This is a genomic window from Streptomyces sp. NPDC001068, from assembly GCF_042897315.1.
Taxonomy (GTDB): Bacteria; Actinomycetota; Actinomycetes; order Streptomycetales; family Streptomycetaceae; genus Streptomyces.
The window spans coordinates 590,266-608,810 of record NZ_JBIAYD010000004.1 but is presented as its reverse complement, the minus strand read 5'-3'; the positions used below and the strand labels follow the sequence as shown (position 1 = coordinate 608,810).

Genomic DNA, 18,545 nt, shown 5'->3' with positions numbered 1-18,545 from the left:
GCGGGGTGCGACAGCGGTGATCGGCCTTCGGTGGCGGGGGGCCGGGCCCTTGGCCGTAGGCCTCGGGTCCTAGGCCCAGGGCCCCCGACCGGCGGCTTAGTCCGAAGGACCCCGCCCGGTTGCGGCTCGCGTCCGAGGCGGCCGGGGCGGTGCCGTTCCTAGGTTGGGATCTCCGCCGACGCGGGCGGACGGAGCCGAGGGGACGGTTGTCATGCCGGTAGCGATCATCACGGGGGCGTCGAAGGGGCTGGGGCGGGCGCTGGCGGCGGCGCTGGCCGCGCGCGGCTGGGACCTGGTGCTGGACGCCAGGGGCGCGGGCGCGCTGAAGGAGGCCGCGGAGGCCGTCTCGGGGCCGGGGACGCGGGTGGCGGCGCTGCCCGGCGACGTCACGGACGCCGGGCACCGGGCCGACCTGGTGGCCGCGGCGGGCCGGCTGGGCGGGCTGGACCTGGTGGTGAGCAACGCCAGCGCGCTGGGTGCCGAGCCGCTGGTGCGCCTCGGCGAGCTGCCGCTGCCGGGACTGCGCCGGGCCCTGGAGGTCAACGTGGTGGCCGCGCTGGGCCTGGTCCAGGAGGCGCTGCCGCTGCTGCGGGAGTCGGCGGCCGGTGCGGTGGTGGCGGTCAGCTCGGACGCGGGCGCGGAGGCCTATGCGACCTGGGGCGGGTACGGCGCCTCGAAGGCGGCCCTGGACCAGCTGGCCGCGGTGCTCGGTGTGGAGGAGCCGGGGTTGCGGGTGTGGGCGGTGGATCCCGGCGACATGGCGACCGGCCTGTACGCGGCGGCCGTACCGGACGACGACGACCCGCGGCCGGCGCCGGAGAGCGTCGTACCGGCGTTCCTGCGGTTGCTGGACGAGCGGCCGGCCAGCGGCCGCTACGACGCGCCCGCGCTGGTGGAGGGGCGATGACGACCGCGCTGAGGGTGCCCGAGGAGCTGTCGGCGCGAGTGCCGGCCGAGCAGCGCGGGCCGGGGCTGGAGCGGGATGCCGTGCGGCTGCTGGTGTCGCGCGGGACCGCGGTGTCGCATCACGCCTTCGCCGAGCTGCCGGTGCTGCTGCGGGCCGGGGACCTGCTGGTGGTGAACACCTCGCCGACGCTGGCGGCCGCCGTGGACGGGCGGGTCGGGCACGCGCGCGTGGTGGTGCACTTCTCCACCAGGGGGGACGACGGCAGGTGGGCGGTCGAGCTGCGGGAGCCGGACGGCAGGGGGACCACTCGCGCGCGGGCGGGCGCGTCCGCGGGGAGTGAGGTGCGGCTGCCCGGGGGCGGGCGGCTGGTCCTGGCGGAGCCGCTGAGCGCGCGGGGTGAGCGGTTGTGGTGGGCACGGGTCACGGGGGACGTGCCGGGGCTGCTGCGGGAGCACGGGCGTCCCATCCGTTACTCCTATACGGAGCGGGACCAGCCGTTGTCGGTGTACCAGACGGTGTTCGCGCTGCCCTCGGCCGACGGGGCCGGGAGCGCGGAGATGCCGAGTGCGGCGCGGCCCTTCACCGCGCGGCTGGTGGCGGAGCTGGTGAGCCGGGGCGTGCAGTTCGCGCCGATCACGCTGCACACGGGGGTGTCGTCGGCGGAGGCGCACGAGCCGCCGTACGCGGAACGCTTCGCCGTGCCGGCGGCGTCGGCGCGGCTGATCAACGCGGCCAGGGCGGGCGGCAGGCGGGTCGTCGCCGTCGGGACGACGGCCGTGCGGGCCGTGGAGTCGGCGGCGGACGCGGACGGGGTGGTGCGGGCGGCCGGAGGGTGGACGGAGCTCGTCGTGACGCCCGGTCGCGGTGTGCGGGTGGTGGACGGGCTGCTGACCGGGCTGCACGAGCCGGAGGCGTCGCATCTGCTGATGCTGGAGGCGGTCGCGGGCCGGGCCGCCGTCGACCGCAGCTACCAGGAGGCGCTGGGCGGGCTCTACCTGTGGCACGAGTTCGGCGACGTGCACCTCATCCTCCCGGAGGAGGGGGCTCACGCAGAGCATTGCTCAAGCAACTCGTGGTGAGATTCGGGGCGCCGCGATGTGAGGGCGCACATAGGGCGCACATCACGTACGAACGGACATAGGAGATAAAGGGTCCCTCGGTGAACGGGACAGACGACCTAGTCTGTCCCGTTTTGCCCCTCCGGGTTCAACTACCGGGGATCGTACGTCACACCTTTGCCAGGGCGTTTTGCGGCCGCTAAGAATTGCTCTCGTCGCTCAGCACCGCGGGTTCCCCCCGCGGTGTTCGTGCAGGAGGAGCCGGTCTCCCCCGCGGACAACGAGCGACTCCGCGCTATTCGAAGAGGTCACCTGCTATGCCCAAGCACTCCCACAGTCCGACCCTGACCAAGCACCACAAGATCGCGCTCGCCGGTGTCGCCACGCTCGGCGCCGCCGCCCTCGCCATCTCGGCCGTGCCCAGCAGCGCCGAGACCGTCGCGAACGTGTCCCCCCAGGCCGCGGCGCAGGTGGCGTACAGCACGCAGCAGATCAAGGACGTCAAGGGCGCGGTCACCGACCGGCTCGCGACCCAGCACCTCAAGGTCGAGGCGATCGCCGCCAAGAAGGCGCCCTCGGCCCACGCCAAGCACGTGGCCCACGTCAAGAAGGTGCACGCGGCCCACACCGCGCACCTCAGGAAGGTCCACGCCGCGCACGTCGCGCACGTCAGGACGGTCCACGCCGCGAAGGCCAAGGCGGCCCACAACGCCCACGTGAAGCACGTCGAGGCAGCCACCAACAAGGCCGCCCACGCCGCCCACGTGAAGCACCTGGCCAAGCAGGCCGCGAGCCGGTCCGCGCAGCGCCCGCAGCTCCAGCGCCCCGCCACGTCCTACGGCAACAACCTCGACGGCTGGATCCGCCAGTCCCTGGACATCATGCGCTCCAAGGGCATCCCGGGCTCCTACAACGGCCTGTACCGCAACATCATGCGGGAGTCCTCCGGCAACCCCAACGCCATCAACAACTGGGACATCAACGCCATCAACGGCATCCCCTCCAAGGGTCTGCTCCAGGTCATCCCGCCGACCTTCGCCACGTACCACGTGGCCGGCACCTCGTGGAACATCTACGACCCGGTCGCCAACATCACGGCCGCCTGCAACTACGCCGCCCACCGGTACGGTTCGATGGACAACGTCAACAGCGCGTACTGAGGCCTGCGCGGACCTCTTCACGCACACGCCGAAGGGCGGCACCCCACTGCGGGGTGCCGCCCTTCAGGCGTTCTACGGGCACCGGAGTGCTACTTGCGCATGACCTCGGGCTCGTGGCGGCGCAGGAACCGGGCCACCAGGAAGCCGCACAGCACGCCGAGGACGATCAGCACGGCCATGTCCATGGTCCAGGCGCCGGCCGTGTGCTGCCAGAGCGGATCCTTGCTGGTCGGGTCGTCGGTGTTGGGCGCGATGTTGTTGAAGTCCAGCGTGGCGCCGGCGGCGCCCACCGCCCAGCGGGACGGCATCAGGAACGAGACCTGGTTGGCGCCGACCGCCCCGTTCAGGGTGAACAGGCAGCCGGTGAACACGACCTGGATGATCGCGAACATCACCAGCAGGGGCATGGTCTTCTCGGACGTCTTCACCAGCGAGGAGATGACCAGGCCGAACATCATCGAGGTGAAGCCGAGTCCCATGATCGGGATGCAGAGCTCCAGGATGACGGAGTGGCCGAGGACCACGCCCTCGTCGGGGATCACCCGGCTGGAGAAGCCGATCAGGCCGACCATCAGGCCCTGCAGCACGGTGATCGCACCGAGCACGACCACCTTGGACATCAGGTACGCCGACCGGGACAGGCCGACCGCGCGCTCCCGCTCGTAGATCACCCGTTCCTTGATCAGCTCCCGGACGGAGTTCGCGGCGCCCGCGAAACAGGCGCCGACCGCGAGGATCAGCAGGACCGTGGTCGCCGTGCCGTTGGGGACGGGAATGCCGGTCTTGCTGTTGACCGGGTTCACCAGCAGGGTCTTGTCGCTGTCGATGAGCAGGCTGACCGCGCCGAGCACCGCCGGCAGGATCACCGTCAGCAGCAGGAAGCCGCGGTCCGAGGCTATGACCGACACGTACCTCCGGATCAGGGTCATCAGCTGCGACCCCCAGCTCTGCGGCTTCTTCGGCCGCATCGCCTGCATCGCGGGGATCTGTACGGACTGCGGGGCGATCGCGTCGATGTCCGCGGCGTACATCTGGTAGTGCTGCGAGCCCTTCCAGCGGCCCGCCCAGTCGTAGTCGCGGTAGTTCTCGAAGGCGGAGAACACGTCGGCCCAGGTGTCGTAGCCGAAGAAGTTCAGCGCCTCCTCCGGCGGACCGAAGTAGGCGACCGAGCCGCCCGGCGCCATCACCAGGAGCTTGTCGCACAGCGCCAGCTCGGCCACCGAGTGCGTGACGACGAGGACCGTACGGCCGTCGTCGGCGAGGCCGCGCAGCAGCTGCATCACATCGCGGTCCATGCCCGGGTCCAGGCCCGAGGTCGGCTCGTCGAGGAAGATCAGCGACGGCTTGGTGAGCAGCTCCAGGGCGACCGAGACCCGCTTGCGCTGGCCGCCCGAGAGGGAGGTGACCTTCTTGTCCTTGTGGACGTCGAGCTTCAGCTCGCGCAGCACCTCTTCGATGCGGTCGTCGCGCTCCTGCCCGGTGGTGTCGGCCGGGAAGCGCAGCTTGGCCGCGTACTTGAGGGCTCTCTTGACGGTCAGCTCCTTGTGCAGGATGTCGTCCTGCGGGACCAGACCGATGCGCTGGCGCAGCTCGGCGAACTGCTTGTAGAGGTTGCGGTTGTCGTACAGCACCTCGCCCTCGTTGGCGGGGCGGTAGCCGGTGAGCGCCTTGAGCAGGGTCGACTTGCCGGATCCGGACGGGCCGATGACCGCGATCACGGACTTCTCCGGGACGCCGAAGGAGACGTCCTTGAGGATCTGCTTGCCGCCGTCGACCGTGACCGTCAGGTGCCGCGCCGAGAAGGAGACCTCGCCGGTGTCGACGAACTCCTCCAGCCGGTCGCCGACGATCCGGAAGGTGGAGTGGCCGACACCGACGATGTCGTCCGCGTCGAGCAGCGCGGTGCCGCCCTTGGCGATCGCCATACCGTTGACGTACGTGCCGTTGTGCGAGCCGAGGTCGCGGATCTCCATGCGCCCGTCGGGCGTGGAGTGGAACTCGGCGTGGTGGCGGGAGACCTGGAGGTCGGACACGACCAGCTCGTTCTCCAGGGCACGGCCGATGCGCATCACACGGCCGATGGAGAACTGGTGGAACGTGGTCGGGCTGCGGTCTCCGTAGACCGGCGGCGCCCCCGCGCCACCGCCGGAGGCCATCGCCGGGGCGCCCTGCTGCTGCGGGATCGCCGGCGGGGCCTGCTGCCACTCCTGCCGCGCGGCCGACGGCTGCGCGGCAGGCGGCTGGGACCAGCCCGCACCGCCCGCGCCCTGCGCCGCGTACGGCTGCTGCCGGGGCTGCGCCCGGGCCGGGTCGGCGGCCGCGGTGCCGGACAGGCTCAGCCGCGGTCCGTCGTTCGCGTTGCCGAGGTGCAGGGCCGTGCCCGGGCCGATCTCCGTCCGCTGCACCCGCTGTCCCCGCGCGAAGGTGCCGTTGGTACTGCCGTGGTCCTCGATGACCCAGCCGCGGCCGTCGAAGCTGATCGTGGCGTGCCGCCAGGAGACCCTGGCGTCGTCGAACACGAGGTCCCCCTGCGGATCACGTCCGAGGGTGTAGGACCTGGACGGATCGAGCGTCCAGGTACGTCCGTCTGATTCCAGTACGAGTTCCGGCACTCCAAGCCCCATGAGTAGTCCCCCGAGTTACCCCCATCACAGGGAGTCTAGGGATGTCGAACATCGTCGGGAACTATTTCAGGCTCGGCCCTCTGACCGAAAGTCGGGCCTTGCGCAGGCCTCGTGCGACCGCTTCGACTCTTTCCGTTGACGGGGTTGAAACCGGGCCGGAGAGTGGTAATTCACGCGAGGGGGACAAGCGCGGCGGAGCGGCCCGGCGCGTGAGCGGATCGGGGGGTCGGCCATGGGTCCTGGCACGTCCGGCACGGGAGTCGAGAGCACGAGGCACGGCGCGCGGCTGCCCTGGGGCGACGTCCTGCTGTCCGCGATCGCCGCGGTCAGCTGGGCGTTGATCGGCATGGCGGGCACCGCGGCGCTCGGTCTGCACCTGCTGCGGGCGGACGCGGCGGGCTCACTGGGCCCGATGACAGCGGCTGTTGTGGCACTCGGGGCGGGTGGTTCGGTCACACCGGACGGAGATCTGTCCGCGTTCGGCCTGAAAGGAGCACAGGCCACCACTGCCATCGACATCACGCCACTGGGTGTGAGTCTGGTGGGGGCCCTGCTCCTGTCCTGGTTCTTCCTACGATCCCTGCGGGCGGCCGGAGTTGTGATCGCACCGGCCGAACTGCTGGTCCGGGCCGGGTCGGTGGTGGTGCTGTTCGTGGCGACGCTGGGCGGGCTGGCCTGGGCCGGGCACTCGGTCGTCACCATCGACGGCGGCGCGCTGGGGCTGGACAAGCTGCCCGGCACCGGCGGCAACGGCGGCGGGCTCAAGATCCCCGGCATCGGGGACGTCGGCGGGCTGCTGCCGGACCGCCTCGGCGACCTCGTGCACGCGAACGCGGCGGTCGGCTTCAGCGTGGACACGACGGCGACCCTGCTCGGTGGCCTCGGCTGGTCGGCGGGCGTCCTGCTGATCGCCCTGCTGGCCTCGCGCCGCACGCCGCTGCCGCCCGGCCTGGAGGCCGTGCACCGGGTGGTACGGCCGGCTGTCTCGGCACTGGTGACGGTCCTGCTCGTGGCGGTCGTGGCGGGCTGGGCGGCGGCGGCCTACGCGGCGATCGGGGACCCGCACCCGGCCCGGATCATGGGCGCGGCGCTGCTCGGCGCCCCGAACGGCGTCTGGCTCGGCATCCCGATCGGCCTCCTCGTCCCTTTCGACGGCCGGGCGACGGGCGTGCTCACCATGTTCCTGCCGCACCCCCTGGACGACCTGCTGAACTCACCGTCCGACCACCCGGTCACACTCGGCCGCCTGGCCGACCTGGACGGCCGGGTATGGCTGCTGGGCGTGGCCGCGGCACTGCTGATGCTGCTCGCCGGAGTCTTCACGGCGGTACGGACGCCGGTGGCCGCCCATGGCGCGGCGACCGTGCCCGGCGGCCGGGGCACGGGGCACGGGGCGCTCGGGTTCGCCGGGCGGTGCGCGGTGCGGCTGGCCGTCGCGACCGCGCTCACCCTGTCGCTGCTGGCCTGGCTGACGGACGTGTCCGTGGACGCGTCGCTGTCGGTACTGGGCTTCGACGCCTTCGGCGCCGGCGTCGAACTGCACGGGCAGCCGGGCATGGCCCTGCTCCTGGGCGCGGGGTGGGGCGCGGCGGCGGGGGCGGCGGGGGCGCTGCTGGCCTGGGCGACCGGCGCCGCGGGCACCCGCGCGGCACCGCTGGCACGCGGTGACGCGGACGCCGTCCCGTCCCGCCCCGCGGGGTCGGGCACGCCGGGAGGGCCCGGAGGCCCGGGAGGGCCGGGAGGGCCGGGAGCGCCGGGAGCGCCGGGAGCGCCGGGAGGCGGGACGCCGGAGGGGCCCTACGTCCCGGCGGCTCCGTACCGCCCGCCGAATCCGTCCACCAACCCCTACCTCCGGATCCCGGACGAACTGCGCGAGCCCGGGGGCGGCGGCGCGGAGTCCCGGCCCGGGCGACCGGGGGTACGGCAGGGTCACGAGCCGGGAGTACCGCAGGGTCAGGGACCGGGGGCACGACAGGGTCAGGGACCGGGGCCGTACGACGGACAGGGGTTTCCGGCCGACGCTCCTCGGGGCTTCGGGACCCACGGAGAACGGGGCGGTCCGCACGGAGGACCGGGGCAACCGCGGGACTCCAGGGCGGGAGCCGGTCGGGGCCGCGGGCCCGGGACCCCGGCCGACGGCGGGGTGGTCGGCGGCCCTCGGTCACCCGAGGAATGGCCGCGGGCCGGTGGCGATGCGCCCTCCGCCGACAACGCCCACGGGGACGCCCGCGGCGGACGGCCAGGCACCGATGACGCCTACCGCAACCCCTCCGACGGACGGCCCGGCGCCGACAACCCCTACGGCGCTCCCTCCGACGCAGGGCCCGGCGCCGATGCCCCCTACCGCAACCCCTCCGACGGACGGCCCGGCGCCGATGACGTCTACGGCGCTCCCACCATGGCGCGGCCCATGGACCCGCCGACGCGCTCGCCGCGGCGCGGATCGCAGGCGGGCCGGCCGGACGGGCCCGACCAGGGCCCGCCGCCCCCGCCGCCGCCACCTCCCGCGCCGCCGCCCAAGCGGCCCCGTCGGTGAGGGCGCGCGCCGTCGGTGAGGGCGCGCGCCGTCGGTGAGGGCGCGCGCCGGGACAGGGTGCGGCGGCGGTACCGCGGCGTCCGGACCGTGCGTGGGCCCGCGCCGAACCGTGCGCGCAGAGGGCGGCCGGAGAGTCCCGCCGCCGGACCGCCGAGGACGCACGCACGATCGCCCGGGCCACCGAGGACGCACGCACGTTCGCCCGTTGTGCGGAGGCAAGGCGTCCGACACCGGACGGACACTTATTGTTCCGTGTCCGTCAGGCGGACCACCTGCGCCGCAGGCACTGCGTGCCGGTTACGGTGGTCACACCATGAGCGATCCGCAGACCTCCGAGGTCCCCACTCTCCTCGTCAAGATTTTCGGCAAGGACAGGCCGGGCATCACGGCCGGCCTCTTCGACACCCTTGCCGCGTACATGGTCGACGTGGTCGACATCGAGCAGGTCGTCACGCGGGGACGGCTGGTGCTGTGCGCGCTCGTGACCCAGCCTCCCGCGGGACTCGAGGGCGACCTCAGGGCGACCGTGCACAGCTGGGCCGAGTCGGTGAAGATGCAGGCGGAGATCATCTCCGGCCACGGCGACAACCGCCCGCGCGGGCTCGGCCGTTCGCTGGCCACCGTCCTCGGTCATCCCCTGACCGCCGAGTCGACGGCCGCCATCGCCGCCCGGATCGCCAAGGCCGGCGGCAACATCGACCGCATCTTCCGGCTCGCCAAGTACCCCGTGACCGCGGTGGAGTTCGCCGTCTCCGGGGTGGAGACCGAGACGCTGCGCACGGCCCTGGTCTCCGACGCCGCGGAACTCGGCGTGGACATCGCGGTCGTGGCGGCCGGGCTGCACCGGCGGGCGCAGCGCCTGGTGGTCATGGACGTGGACTCGACGCTCATCCAGGACGAGGTCATCGAGCTCTTCGCCGCGCACGCCGGCTGCGAGGACGAGGTCGCCGAGGTGACGGCGGCGGCGATGCGCGGGGAGCTGGACTTCGAGCAGTCGCTGCACGCGCGCGTGGCGCTGCTGAAGGGGCTGGACGAGTCGGTCGTGCGGAAGGTGCGCGCCGAGGTGCGGCTGACGCCGGGTGCCCGGACCCTGATCCGCACACTGAAACGGCTCGGCTACCAGGTCGGTGTCGTCTCGGGCGGCTTCACCCAGGTCACCGACGATCTCCAGGAGCGGCTCGGGCTGGACTTCGCCCAGGCCAACACGCTGGAGATCGTCGACGGCAAGCTGACCGGCCGGGTGACCGGCGAGATCGTGGACCGTGCGGGCAAGGCACGGCTGCTGCGCAGGTTCGCCGCCGAGGCGGGTCTGCCGCTGTCACAGACGGTGGCCATCGGTGACGGCGCCAACGACCTGGACATGCTGAACGCGGCCGGTCTCGGTGTCGCCTTCAACGCCAAGCCGGTGGTCCGTGAGGCCGCGCACACGGCGGTGAACTTCCCCTTCCTCGACACGGTGCTGTACCTGCTGGGCGTCACCCGGGAAGAGGTCGAGGCGGCGGACACCCACGACGAGAGCTGAGCCGGCGGCCGGTCGGACCTGTCAGGACCTGACAGCGCCTGACACCAGGGGCCCGGCACCGAGGTGATCGGTGCCGGGCCCCTGGTCGCCACACGTCCGGAGGGAGCGGTGGTCGTCGGACAGTCGTCCCGGTCGTGTCACTCGGAGGGGGCCCAGTAGTCCACGAGCGTGGTCACGCCGGGTTCCAGGCTCTTCCAGGTGCCCTCGAAGGTCACGACGGCGAAGGCCGCGGCGGGAAAGCCCCGGCTGTTCATCCGGTCGCGGGCGTCGCCCTCGGAATCACCGATAAGGATCTCGGTCACGCCGTGCACCCCGGGGTTGTGACCGATGAGGATAACGTCCTGCGCGTCGTCCGGCACCTCGTTGAGCACGGCGATCAACTCGCCCGGAGAGGCCTCGTACACCCGCTCCTCATAGACTGTTTTCGGCCGGTGTGCGAGTTCGTGGACGGCGAGCTTCCAGGTCTCCCGGGTGCGCACGGAAGTGGAGCACAGGGCCAGGTCGAAGGTGATGCCGCTGTCCGCGAGCTTGCGTCCGGCGACGGCGGCGTCCATTCGGCCCCGGTCAGCGAGCGGTCGCTCGTGGTCGGTCACCTGCGGCCAGTCGGCTTTCGCATGGCGGAAGAAGACGATCCTGCGGCGTTCTGCGACACTCATGTCACCCAGCTTCGCATGAAACAGGCCAACGGGCGCAGGGAGTTGACATGCGGCCCGGCCCGGTCCGGAGGCCGTGGGGCTAACGCGTGACGATCTGCTGGACCCGCTCGACGAGATGGGTGACGGCCGGGTCACCGGTGGTCGCGTGCGCGTCCGCCGGGTTCAGTATCAGCGCCAGGAGCGCGACGAAGGCGAGCGCGGGCAGCGCGAGGGCCCACCAGGGCAGCCGGACGTCGACGCTGCCCGGGGTGGCGGGGTGGGGCAGGGTGTGCGTACGGGCCGGCATGGTCGCCTCCGCTGGTCTCCGGGCTTCGGCGGCCGCCCCTCGCGGCCACACCTCGAAGTTACGGAATCCGCGGCCGCCGCCCCATCCGGTGATCCACCCACTTCACCCTGACCCTCACCCCCTAGGGGTTGGTGGGGCTAGCCCCACCAACGGCCGCCGGGACCGTGGTCAGGGTGACGCGAGGGTCGCGATGACGGCGATGACGACGAAGATGGCGAAGAACGAGCCGAAGACGATCAGCATCTTCTTCTGACCGTTCTGGGGGTTCGGGTCGAGCACTGGCATGCGCTCAGTCTGGCATCCCGCGAAGGAGCCGGACCGGGCGGGGGTGGCCCGACACGCCGCGCGGGCCCCGACGGGACCCCACCGGTGCCGTGCCCGCGAGGCCGCGCCCGCGCCCGGACGCGTGCCGCCCCCGCACCGCCCGCACCCGCCCCCGTACCCGCACGCGCCGCGTCGGGCGTCAGGCGTCGGGCGTCAGGCGGTCGCGGCCGCCTCGTCCTCGACCGTGCGGTCGCGGCCCGCCAGGACGCCGACGGCCATCTGCGGGACCATCAGGCCGATCATGAGGGCGATGGGCAGGCCCCAGCCGCCGCTGTGCTGGTAGAGCACGCCGACCAGCAGCGGCCCGGGGATGGAGATCAGGTAGCCGACGCTCTGGGCGAAGGCGGAGAGCTGTACGACGCCGGCGCCGGTCCTGGACCGCATCCCGACCATCGTGAGGGCCAGCGGGAACGCGCAGTTCGAGATGCCGAGCAGCACGGCCCAGGCCCAGGCGCCGCCGGCCGGAGCGGCCCACAGGCCGGCGTAGCCCGCGAGTCCGCACACCCCGAGCACGATCACGATCGGGCCCTGGTGCGGGAGCCGGGTGGCCACGCGCGGGATGACGAAGGCCAGCGGTACGCCCATCACCATCGTGACGGCCAGCAGCAGTCCGGCGGTACCGGCGGAGACGCCCGCGTCGCGGAAGATCTGTGCCATCCACCCCATCGTGATGTAGGCGGCGGTGGCCTGGAGTCCGAAGAAGACGGCGAGCGCCCATGCGGTGCGGCTGCGGGTGATGCGCAGAGCGGGCGGCGCGGGCGGCCGCCGGTCCGTACCCGCGTGTGCCGTACCCGCGTGTGCCGTACCCGCGTGTGCCGTGGCCTCGGGGGCCGGCGCCGGCCCCCGGTCCCGGACCAGCGTGATCCACGGCAGCACCGCGACCGCCGCCAGTCCCGCCCACACCGCCAGCCCTGGGCGCCAGCCGCCGCCGAGCGCGTCCGTCAGGGGCACGGTCACCGCGGCGGCGACCGCGGTGCCGGCGGCGAGGGCCATCGAGTACAGCCCGGTCATGGAGCCGACCCGGTCGGGGAACCAGCGCTTGACGATGACCGGCATCAGCACGTTGCTGACCGCGATGCCCATGAGCGCGAGCGCGCTGCCGGCCAGGAACCCGGCCGTGCCACCGACGTACGGGCGTATCAGCAGGCCGGCCGTGATGGCGGCCATGCCTGCGCAGACCACCGCCGGCGGGCCGAAGCGGCGGGCCAGACGGGGGGCCATGACGCCGAAGACGGCGAAGCAGAGCGGCGGCACGGAGGTGAGCAGCCCGGCGACGCTGCCGCTCATGCCGAGCCCGTCGCGGACCTCCTCGAGGAGGGCGCCGAGGCTGGTGATGGCGGGCCGGAGGTTGACGGCGGCCAGCAGGATGCCGACGACGAACAGCCGTGTCGTCCACGCGCGCGTGCCGTTCACGGGGCGGCTTCCGCCGGATTCCGTCGTTCGTGCTGTCGTGGCTGCTCCTGGTGCGGATGTCGTCGCGGTGTTTTCCTCGGCTCCCATGACACTCATCATAGAATCATGGGATGATTGGTTGTCCAGTCCGGGTGGTGAAGCGCGGCACACCCCGCCGCCACGGCCCGGCCCTCGCGTGCGAAGGTGTGTCATGCCTCTGAGCCACCCACGCCGCTCGGCGCTGTCCGAGCAGGTCATCGCCGAGCTGCGGAACCAGATCGCCACCGGCGAATGGCCGGTCGGCTCGCGCATCCCCACCGAGCCGGAGCTGGTCGAACAGCTCGGGGTCGCCCGCAACACCGTCCGGGAGGCCGTCCGCGCGCTGGCGCACAACGGCCTGCTGGACATCCGGCAGGGCTCGGGCACCTACGTGGTGGCCACCAGTGAGCTGGCCGGCGTGATGCACCGCCGGTTCGCCGGGGCCGACCCCCGGCACATCGCCGAGCTGCGCTCCACCCTGGAGTCGGCGGCGGCCCGGCTGGCAGCCACCCGACGCGGCGAGAAGGACCTCAGGCAGCTCGACGCGCTGCTGGCGCACCGCGAGCGGGCCTGGGAGTCGGGTGAGGCGGAGGCCTTCGTGACGGCGGACGCGACCTTCCACCTGGCCGTGGTGGCCGCCTCGCACAACGACGTGATGACGGCGATGTACGCCGACCTGGGCGAGGTGCTGCGGGACTGGCTGCGGGCGGACGTCGGCGCCGAGCTGACACCGGAGACGTACATGGACCACGCCCGGCTGGTCGACGCGATCCGCGCGGGCGACGCGGACGCGGCCGCGAAGGAGGCGGCCAGCTACCCGTACCTGTGCCGTCCCGACCGGTTCAGTCCGCCTTCTGGTGGCTGATCCACACCGAGCGGACGTCCTGCCAGCAGCGGCCGGTGAGCCGTACGGTCATCGCCGGTCCGGTGTCCACCGGGGAACCGTCGGTGTCGATGTCCCACCACTGGGCGCACTCGATGTGCAGCTGTACCCGGTCGGTGTCCACGTAGGGGTTGTGGCAGTAGGCCACCACGTGGGAGCCCCGGACGGTCGTCCGGCAGGACGCGCCGAAAAGCTGCGGGGCCGGCCGGTCATCGCCGTCCACGCGCGCGTGGGACGCGGCGTCGTACGGCAGGGCCAGCACGAGGGCGAGGGCCGTGGTCACTGGGGCCAGGCTGCGGAACAGGCGCACAAGGGGGACCTCCTCGGCCGGGCTGGGGAGGGACGTCGCACGGTGAACGCGTGATCCGACGCGTAGTCCCAGAGTGCGCCGCCCGGCCGGCGACGGCCCGGCCGGTGGGCCGAACGGGTGAGGCCCGCACTCCCCGGGGAGTGCGGGCCTCAGGATGTCCGCGTGAGAACGGTGACCGCGTGAGGACGGTGTCCGTACGCGTCAGGCGCCGATGGCGTGCAGGCCGCCGTCCACGTGGATGATCTCGCCGGTGGTCTTCGGGAACCAGTCGCTCAGCAGCGCGACGATGCCCTTGCCGGCCGGCTCCGGGTCCTTGAGGTCCCACTCCAGCGGAGAGCGGTGGTCCCAGACGGCGGCCAGGTCGCTGAAGCCCGGGATGGACTTGGCGGCCATGGAACCGATGGGGCCGGCCGAGACCAGGTTGCAGCGGATGTTCTGCTTGCCGAGGTCGCGCGCCATGTAGCGGCTGGTGGCCTCCAGGGCGGCCTTGGCCGGGCCCATCCAGTCGTACTGCGGCCACGCGTACTGGGCGTCGAAGGTGAGGCCGACCACCGAGCCGCCGTTCTGCATCAGCGGCAGGCAGGCCATGGTCAGCGACTTCAGGGAGTACGCCGAGACGTGCATGGCGGTCGCGACGGACTCGAAGGGCGTGTTCAGGAAGTTGCCGCCGAGCGCGTCCTGGGGGGCGAAGCCGATGGAGTGCACGACTCCGTCGAGGCCGCCCAGCTCCTCGCCGACCAGGTCGGCCAGCCGCGCGAGGTGCTCGTCGTTGGTGACGTCCAGCTCGATGACCTTGGTGGGCTTCGGCAGCTTCTTGGCGATGCGCTCGGTCAGCGTGGGCCGCGGGAACGCGGTGAGGATGATCTCGGCACCCTGCTCCTGGGCCAGCTTGGCCGCGTGGAAGGCGATGGAGGACTCCATCAGCACGCCCGTGATCAGGACCCGCTTGCCCTCGAGGATTCCACTCATGGTGATCAGTGACCCATTCCCAGTCCGCCGTCAACGGGGATGACGGCTCCAGTGATGTACGAGGCGTCGTCCGAGGCCAGGAACCGCACCGTCGCGGCGACCTCCTCGGGCTGCGCGTACCGGGCGAGCGGCACCTGCGACACGATGGCCGCGCGCTGCTCGTCGGTGAGCACCTTGGTCATGTCGGTGTCGACGAAACCGGGCGCGACGACGTTGAAGGTGATGTTGCGCGAGCCCAGCTCACGGGCGAGGGAGCGCGCGAAGCCGACCAGGGCGGCCTTGGAGGCGGCGTAGTTGGCCTGGCCGGGCCCGCCGAGGAGGCCGACGACCGAGGAGATCAGGACGACGCGGCCCTTCTTGGCGCGCAGCATGCCGCGGTTGGCGCGCTTGACGACACGGAAGGTGCCGGTGAGGTTGGTGTCGACGACCGAGGCGAAGTCCTCCTCGGACATCCGCATCAGGAGCGTGTCCTTGGTGATGCCGGCGTTGGCGACCAGGACCTCGACCGGGCCGTGGGCGTCCTCGATCTCCTTGTAGGCCTGCTCCACCTGCTCGCTGTCGGTGATGTCGCACTTGACGGCGAGGCAGCCCAGTTCCTTGAGGACGGCGGGCGGCTCACCCGAGCGGTACGTGACGGCAACCTTGTCGCCGTTGTCGGCGAATGCGCGGGCGATGGCGAGGCCGATGCCCCGGTTGCCTCCAGTGACGAGAACCGAGCGGCTCAACGGATCACCCTTTCGTTCGGTCTGACCACCGGCCGGTACAGCTGGCACGACAGGCGGCTTCATCGAAAACCTATCGGTCCCGCCATCACCGCGACCAAGCGGGCACCGACAGTGGCTCGGGGGTGTCGCTGTCGGGTCCCTACATAAAGACGTGGCGCCGGACCGAAACCTGTGGTCCGTACACCCGCGGGCGCGACATGATCGGAGGGACAGGCCACGACAGCAGGGAGACCTCCGTGCCCCATTCCATCGACGAAGCCTTCACGGCGCTTCCGCTACGGGCCCTCGCCGACGCCGCGCTCGCACGCGCGCGGGCGCTCGGGGCCCAGCACGCGGACTTCCGGTTCGAGCGGGTGCGCAGCGCGTCCTGGAGTCTCAGGGACGCCCGGCCCGCCGGATCGTCGGACACCACCGACCTCGGCTACGCGGTCCGGGTCGTGCACGGCGGCACCTGGGGGTTCGCCTCCGGGGTCGACCTGACCCTGGACGCCGCCGCCAAGGTCGCCTCCCAGGCGGTGGCGATGGCCAAGCTCTCGGCGCAGGTCATCAAGGCCGCCGGGTCGGACGAGAGGGTGGAGCTGGCCGGCGAGCCGGTGCACGCGGAACGCACCTGGGTCTCCTCGTACGAGATCGACCCGTTCACCGTGCCCGACGAGGAGAAGGCGGCGCTGCTAGCGGAGTGGAGCGCGCGGCTGCTGGCGGCGAACGGGGTCAACCACGTCGACGCCTCGCTGCTCACCGTGCACGAGAACAAGTTCTACGCCGATACCGCCGGGACCGTGACCACCCAGCAGCGGGTACGGCTGCACCCGCAGCTGACGGCCGTGTCGGTGGACGATTCCAGCGGTGAGTTCGACTCGATGCGGACCGTCGCGCCGCCGGTCGGGCGCGGCTGGGAGTACCTCACCGGCACCGGCTGGGACTGGGACGCCGAACTGGAGCAGATCCCCGAGCTGCTGGCCGAGAAGATGCGGGCGCCTAGCGTGGAGGCGGGGCTGTACGACCTGGTGGTCGACCCGTCCAACCTCTGGCTGACCATCCACGAGTCGATCGGCCACGCCACCGAGCTGGACCGCGCGCTGGGCTACGAGGCGGCCTACGCCGGCACCTCGTTCGCCACCTTCGACCAGCTCGGCAAACTCAGGTACGGCTCCGAACTGATGAACGTCACCGGCGACCGCACCGCGGAGCACGGCCTGGCGACCGTCGGCTACGACGACGAGGGCGTCGAGGCCCAGTCCTGGGACCTGGTGAAGGACGGCACGCTCGTCGGCTACCAGCTGGACCGCAGGATCGCGAAGCTGACCGGCTTCGAGCGCTCCAACGGGTGCGCGTACGCCGACTCCCCCGGGCACGTGCCCGTGCAGCGGATGGCGAACGTGTCCCTCCGGCCGGACCCGGCCGGGCTGTCGACCGAGGACCTGATCGGCGGGGTCGACCGCGGCATCTACGTCGTCGGCGACCGTTCCTGGTCAATTGATATGCAAAGGTACAATTTCCAGTTCACCGGACAGCGGTTCTTCCGGATCGAGAACGGGCGGATCACCGGGCAGCTGCGCGATGTCGCCTACCAGGCGACCACCACCGACTTCTGGGGCTCCATGGCGGCCGTCGGCGGCCCGGGGACGTACGTCCTGGGCGGCGCCTTCAACTGCGGCAAGGCGCAGCCGGGACAGGTCGCCGCCGTGTCCCACGGCTGCCCCTCGGCCCTCTTCAGGGGCGTCAACATCCTCAACACCACGCAGGAGGCCGGTCGATGAGCGCCCGCAGCAACAAGCCGCACGAGATCGTCGAGCGCGCGCTGGAGCTCTCCCGCGCCGACGGCTGTGTGGTCATCGCCGACGAGCACTCCACCGCCAACCTGCGCTGGGCCGGGAACGCGCTCACCACGAACGGCGTCACACGCGGCCGTTCGCTCACCGTCGTCGCGACCGTCGACGGCAAGGAGGGCACGGCCTCCGGTGTGGTGTCCCGGTCGGCGGTGACCGCGGAGGACCTGGAGCCGCTGGTGCGGGCCGCCGAGGCCGCCGCGCGGGGCGCGGGTCCCGCCGAGGACGCGCAGCCGCTGGTCACCGGCGTGCCGGAGGCCCCGGACTTCACGGACGCGCCCACCGAGACCTCCTCGGCCGTGTTCGCCGACTTCGCCCCGGCGCTCGGTGAGGCCTTCGCCCGCGCGCGTGCCGGTGGCCGCGAGCTGTACGGCTTCGCCAACCACGAGCTGGTCTCGACGTACGTCGGCACCTCGACCGGGCTGCGGCTGCGCCACGACCAGCCCAACGGCACCCTGGAGCTGAACGCGAAGTCCCCGGACCGCACCCGGTCGGCCTGGGCGGGTCGGTCCACCCGGGACTTCAAGGACGTCGACCCCGGCGCCCTCGACGCCGAACTGGCCGTGCGGCTGGGCTGGGCGGAGCGGCGGGTGGACCTGCCGGCGGGCCGTTACGAGACGCTGCTGCCGCCGACCGCGGTGGCCGACCTGCTGATCTACCAGCTGTGGTCGGCGTCCGGGCGGGACGCCACCGAGGGGCGGACGGTGTTCTCCAAGCCGGGTGGCGGCACCCGCGTCGGTGAGCGGCTGACCGAGCTGCCGCTGACCCTGCGCAGCGATCCGAACGAGCCGGGCCTGGAGTCCGCGCCGTTCGTCGTGGCCCATTCCTCCGGCGGTGACCAGTCGGTCTTCGACAACGGGCTGCCGGTCCCCGCCACCGAGTGGGTCGCGGCCGGCGAGCTGAAGCACCTGACCACCACCCGGCACACGGCCGGTCTGACCGGGCTGCCGGTCGCCCCGGCGGGCGGGAACCTGATCCTGGACGGCGGCGGGGAGCACTCCCTGGAGGACATGGTCGCCGCCACCGGGCGCGGGCTGCTGCTGACCTGCCTCTGGTACATCCGCGAGGTCGACCCGGCGACGCTGCTGCTCACGGGGCTGACCCGGGACGGCGTCTACCTGGTGGAGAACGGCCAGGTCACCGGGCAGGTGAACAACTTCCGGTTCAACGAGTCGCCGGTGGACCTGCTGGGACGGGCCACGGAGGCCGGGCGCACGGAAAAGACGCTGCCGAGGGAGTGGAGCGACTGGTTCACTAGGGCTGCGATGCCCGCGCTGCGCGTGCCCGACTTCAATATGAGCTCTGTCAGTCAGGGCGTATAACCT

At 72.3% G+C, this 18,545-nt stretch carries 16 protein-coding genes; 8 read left to right on the top strand and 8 right to left on the bottom strand.

Annotated features, from left to right (window positions below):
* Nucleotides 1-211: 211 nt before the first annotated feature.
* The 3 genes from ACFY3I_RS15045 (at nt 212) to ACFY3I_RS15035 (ending at nt 3,125) form a co-directional block, all read left to right on the top strand.
* The gene (locus ACFY3I_RS15045) at nt 212-907 is read left to right on the top strand and encodes an SDR family NAD(P)-dependent oxidoreductase (protein ID WP_390860879.1); all 696 of its coding nucleotides are present in this window, start codon (nt 212-214) and stop codon (nt 905-907) included.
* On the top strand, nt 904-1,986 hold the full coding sequence (locus ACFY3I_RS15040) for an S-adenosylmethionine:tRNA ribosyltransferase-isomerase (protein ID WP_390860878.1): 1,083 nt from the start codon (nt 904-906) through the stop codon (nt 1,984-1,986). The genes ACFY3I_RS15045 and ACFY3I_RS15040 overlap by 4 nt, the downstream gene beginning before the upstream one ends.
* A gap of 296 nt (nt 1,987-2,282) precedes the next feature.
* A complete protein-coding gene (locus ACFY3I_RS15035; RefSeq protein ID WP_390860877.1) occupies nt 2,283-3,125 on the top strand; it encodes a transglycosylase SLT domain-containing protein in 843 nt (280 codons plus the stop codon).
* 89 nt (nt 3,126-3,214) lie between these two features.
* Here the strand turns inward: ACFY3I_RS15035 and ACFY3I_RS15030 are convergent, their stop codons facing one another.
* Nucleotides 3,215-5,749, bottom strand: a complete 2,535-nt coding sequence (locus ACFY3I_RS15030; RefSeq protein ID WP_390860876.1) for an FHA domain-containing protein — start codon at nt 5,747-5,749, stop codon at nt 3,215-3,217.
* Between the two features lie 232 nt (nt 5,750-5,981).
* Here ACFY3I_RS15030 and ACFY3I_RS15025 point away from each other — a divergent pair, with 232 nt between their 5' ends.
* On the top strand, nt 5,982-8,285 hold the full coding sequence (locus tag ACFY3I_RS15025) for a streptophobe family protein (RefSeq protein ID WP_390860875.1): 2,304 nt from the start codon (nt 5,982-5,984) through the stop codon (nt 8,283-8,285).
* A gap of 313 nt (nt 8,286-8,598) precedes the next feature.
* Nucleotides 8,599-9,807 (top strand): phosphoserine phosphatase SerB, encoded by a 1,209-nt coding sequence (gene serB / locus ACFY3I_RS15020; RefSeq protein WP_365283654.1) that lies wholly within the window; start codon nt 8,599-8,601, stop codon nt 9,805-9,807.
* A gap of 137 nt (nt 9,808-9,944) precedes the next feature.
* Here the strand turns inward: serB and ACFY3I_RS15015 are convergent, their stop codons facing one another.
* The 4 genes from ACFY3I_RS15015 to ACFY3I_RS15000 form a co-directional block, all read right to left on the bottom strand.
* On the bottom strand, nt 9,945-10,463 hold the full coding sequence (locus ACFY3I_RS15015) for a SixA phosphatase family protein (RefSeq protein WP_390860874.1): 519 nt from the start codon (nt 10,461-10,463) through the stop codon (nt 9,945-9,947).
* Between the two features lie 79 nt (nt 10,464-10,542).
* Nucleotides 10,543-10,749 (bottom strand): hypothetical protein, encoded by a 207-nt coding sequence (locus ACFY3I_RS15010; RefSeq protein WP_365283648.1) that lies wholly within the window; start codon nt 10,747-10,749, stop codon nt 10,543-10,545.
* 168 nt (nt 10,750-10,917) lie between these two features.
* The gene (locus ACFY3I_RS15005) at nt 10,918-11,034 is read right to left on the bottom strand and encodes an SGM_5486 family transporter-associated protein (RefSeq protein WP_351498514.1); all 117 of its coding nucleotides are present in this window, start codon (nt 11,032-11,034) and stop codon (nt 10,918-10,920) included.
* A gap of 192 nt (nt 11,035-11,226) precedes the next feature.
* Complete coding sequence (locus ACFY3I_RS15000) at nt 11,227-12,585, bottom strand: CynX/NimT family MFS transporter (protein ID WP_390860873.1); 1,359 nt, start codon at nt 12,583-12,585, stop codon at nt 11,227-11,229.
* Between the two features lie 91 nt (nt 12,586-12,676).
* Here ACFY3I_RS15000 and ACFY3I_RS14995 point away from each other — a divergent pair, with 91 nt between their 5' ends.
* The gene (locus tag ACFY3I_RS14995) at nt 12,677-13,369 is read left to right on the top strand and encodes a FadR/GntR family transcriptional regulator (RefSeq protein ID WP_390860872.1); all 693 of its coding nucleotides are present in this window, start codon (nt 12,677-12,679) and stop codon (nt 13,367-13,369) included.
* Here ACFY3I_RS14995 and ACFY3I_RS14990 read toward each other — a convergent pair.
* From ACFY3I_RS14990 to fabG, 3 genes are all read right to left on the bottom strand, one after another.
* Nucleotides 13,347-13,697 carry a hypothetical protein gene (locus ACFY3I_RS14990; protein ID WP_390860871.1) on the bottom strand — a complete coding sequence of 117 codons (351 nt, stop codon included), beginning with the start codon at nt 13,695-13,697 and terminating at the stop codon, nt 13,347-13,349. The two genes, ACFY3I_RS14995 and ACFY3I_RS14990, sit on opposite strands and share 23 nt — an antisense overlap.
* A gap of 201 nt (nt 13,698-13,898) precedes the next feature.
* A complete protein-coding gene (gene fabI, locus ACFY3I_RS14985; RefSeq protein ID WP_365283639.1) occupies nt 13,899-14,666 on the bottom strand; it encodes an enoyl-ACP reductase FabI in 768 nt (255 codons plus the stop codon).
* 5 nt (nt 14,667-14,671) lie between these two features.
* Nucleotides 14,672-15,391: a 3-oxoacyl-[acyl-carrier-protein] reductase gene (gene fabG, locus ACFY3I_RS14980; RefSeq protein ID WP_365283637.1), complete on the bottom strand. Its 720-nt coding sequence runs from the start codon at nt 15,389-15,391 to the stop codon at nt 14,672-14,674.
* A gap of 236 nt (nt 15,392-15,627) precedes the next feature.
* On the opposite strand from fabG, the gene ACFY3I_RS14975 reads away from it, so the two are divergent.
* The gene (locus tag ACFY3I_RS14975) at nt 15,628-17,151 is read left to right on the top strand and encodes a TldD/PmbA family protein (RefSeq protein ID WP_390860870.1); all 1,524 of its coding nucleotides are present in this window, start codon (nt 15,628-15,630) and stop codon (nt 17,149-17,151) included.
* Complete coding sequence (locus tag ACFY3I_RS14970; protein WP_390860868.1) at nt 17,148-18,542, top strand: metallopeptidase TldD-related protein; 1,395 nt, start codon at nt 17,148-17,150, stop codon at nt 18,540-18,542. The genes ACFY3I_RS14975 and ACFY3I_RS14970 overlap by 4 nt, the downstream gene beginning before the upstream one ends.
* The last annotated feature ends 3 nt before the right edge of the window (nt 18,543-18,545 follow it).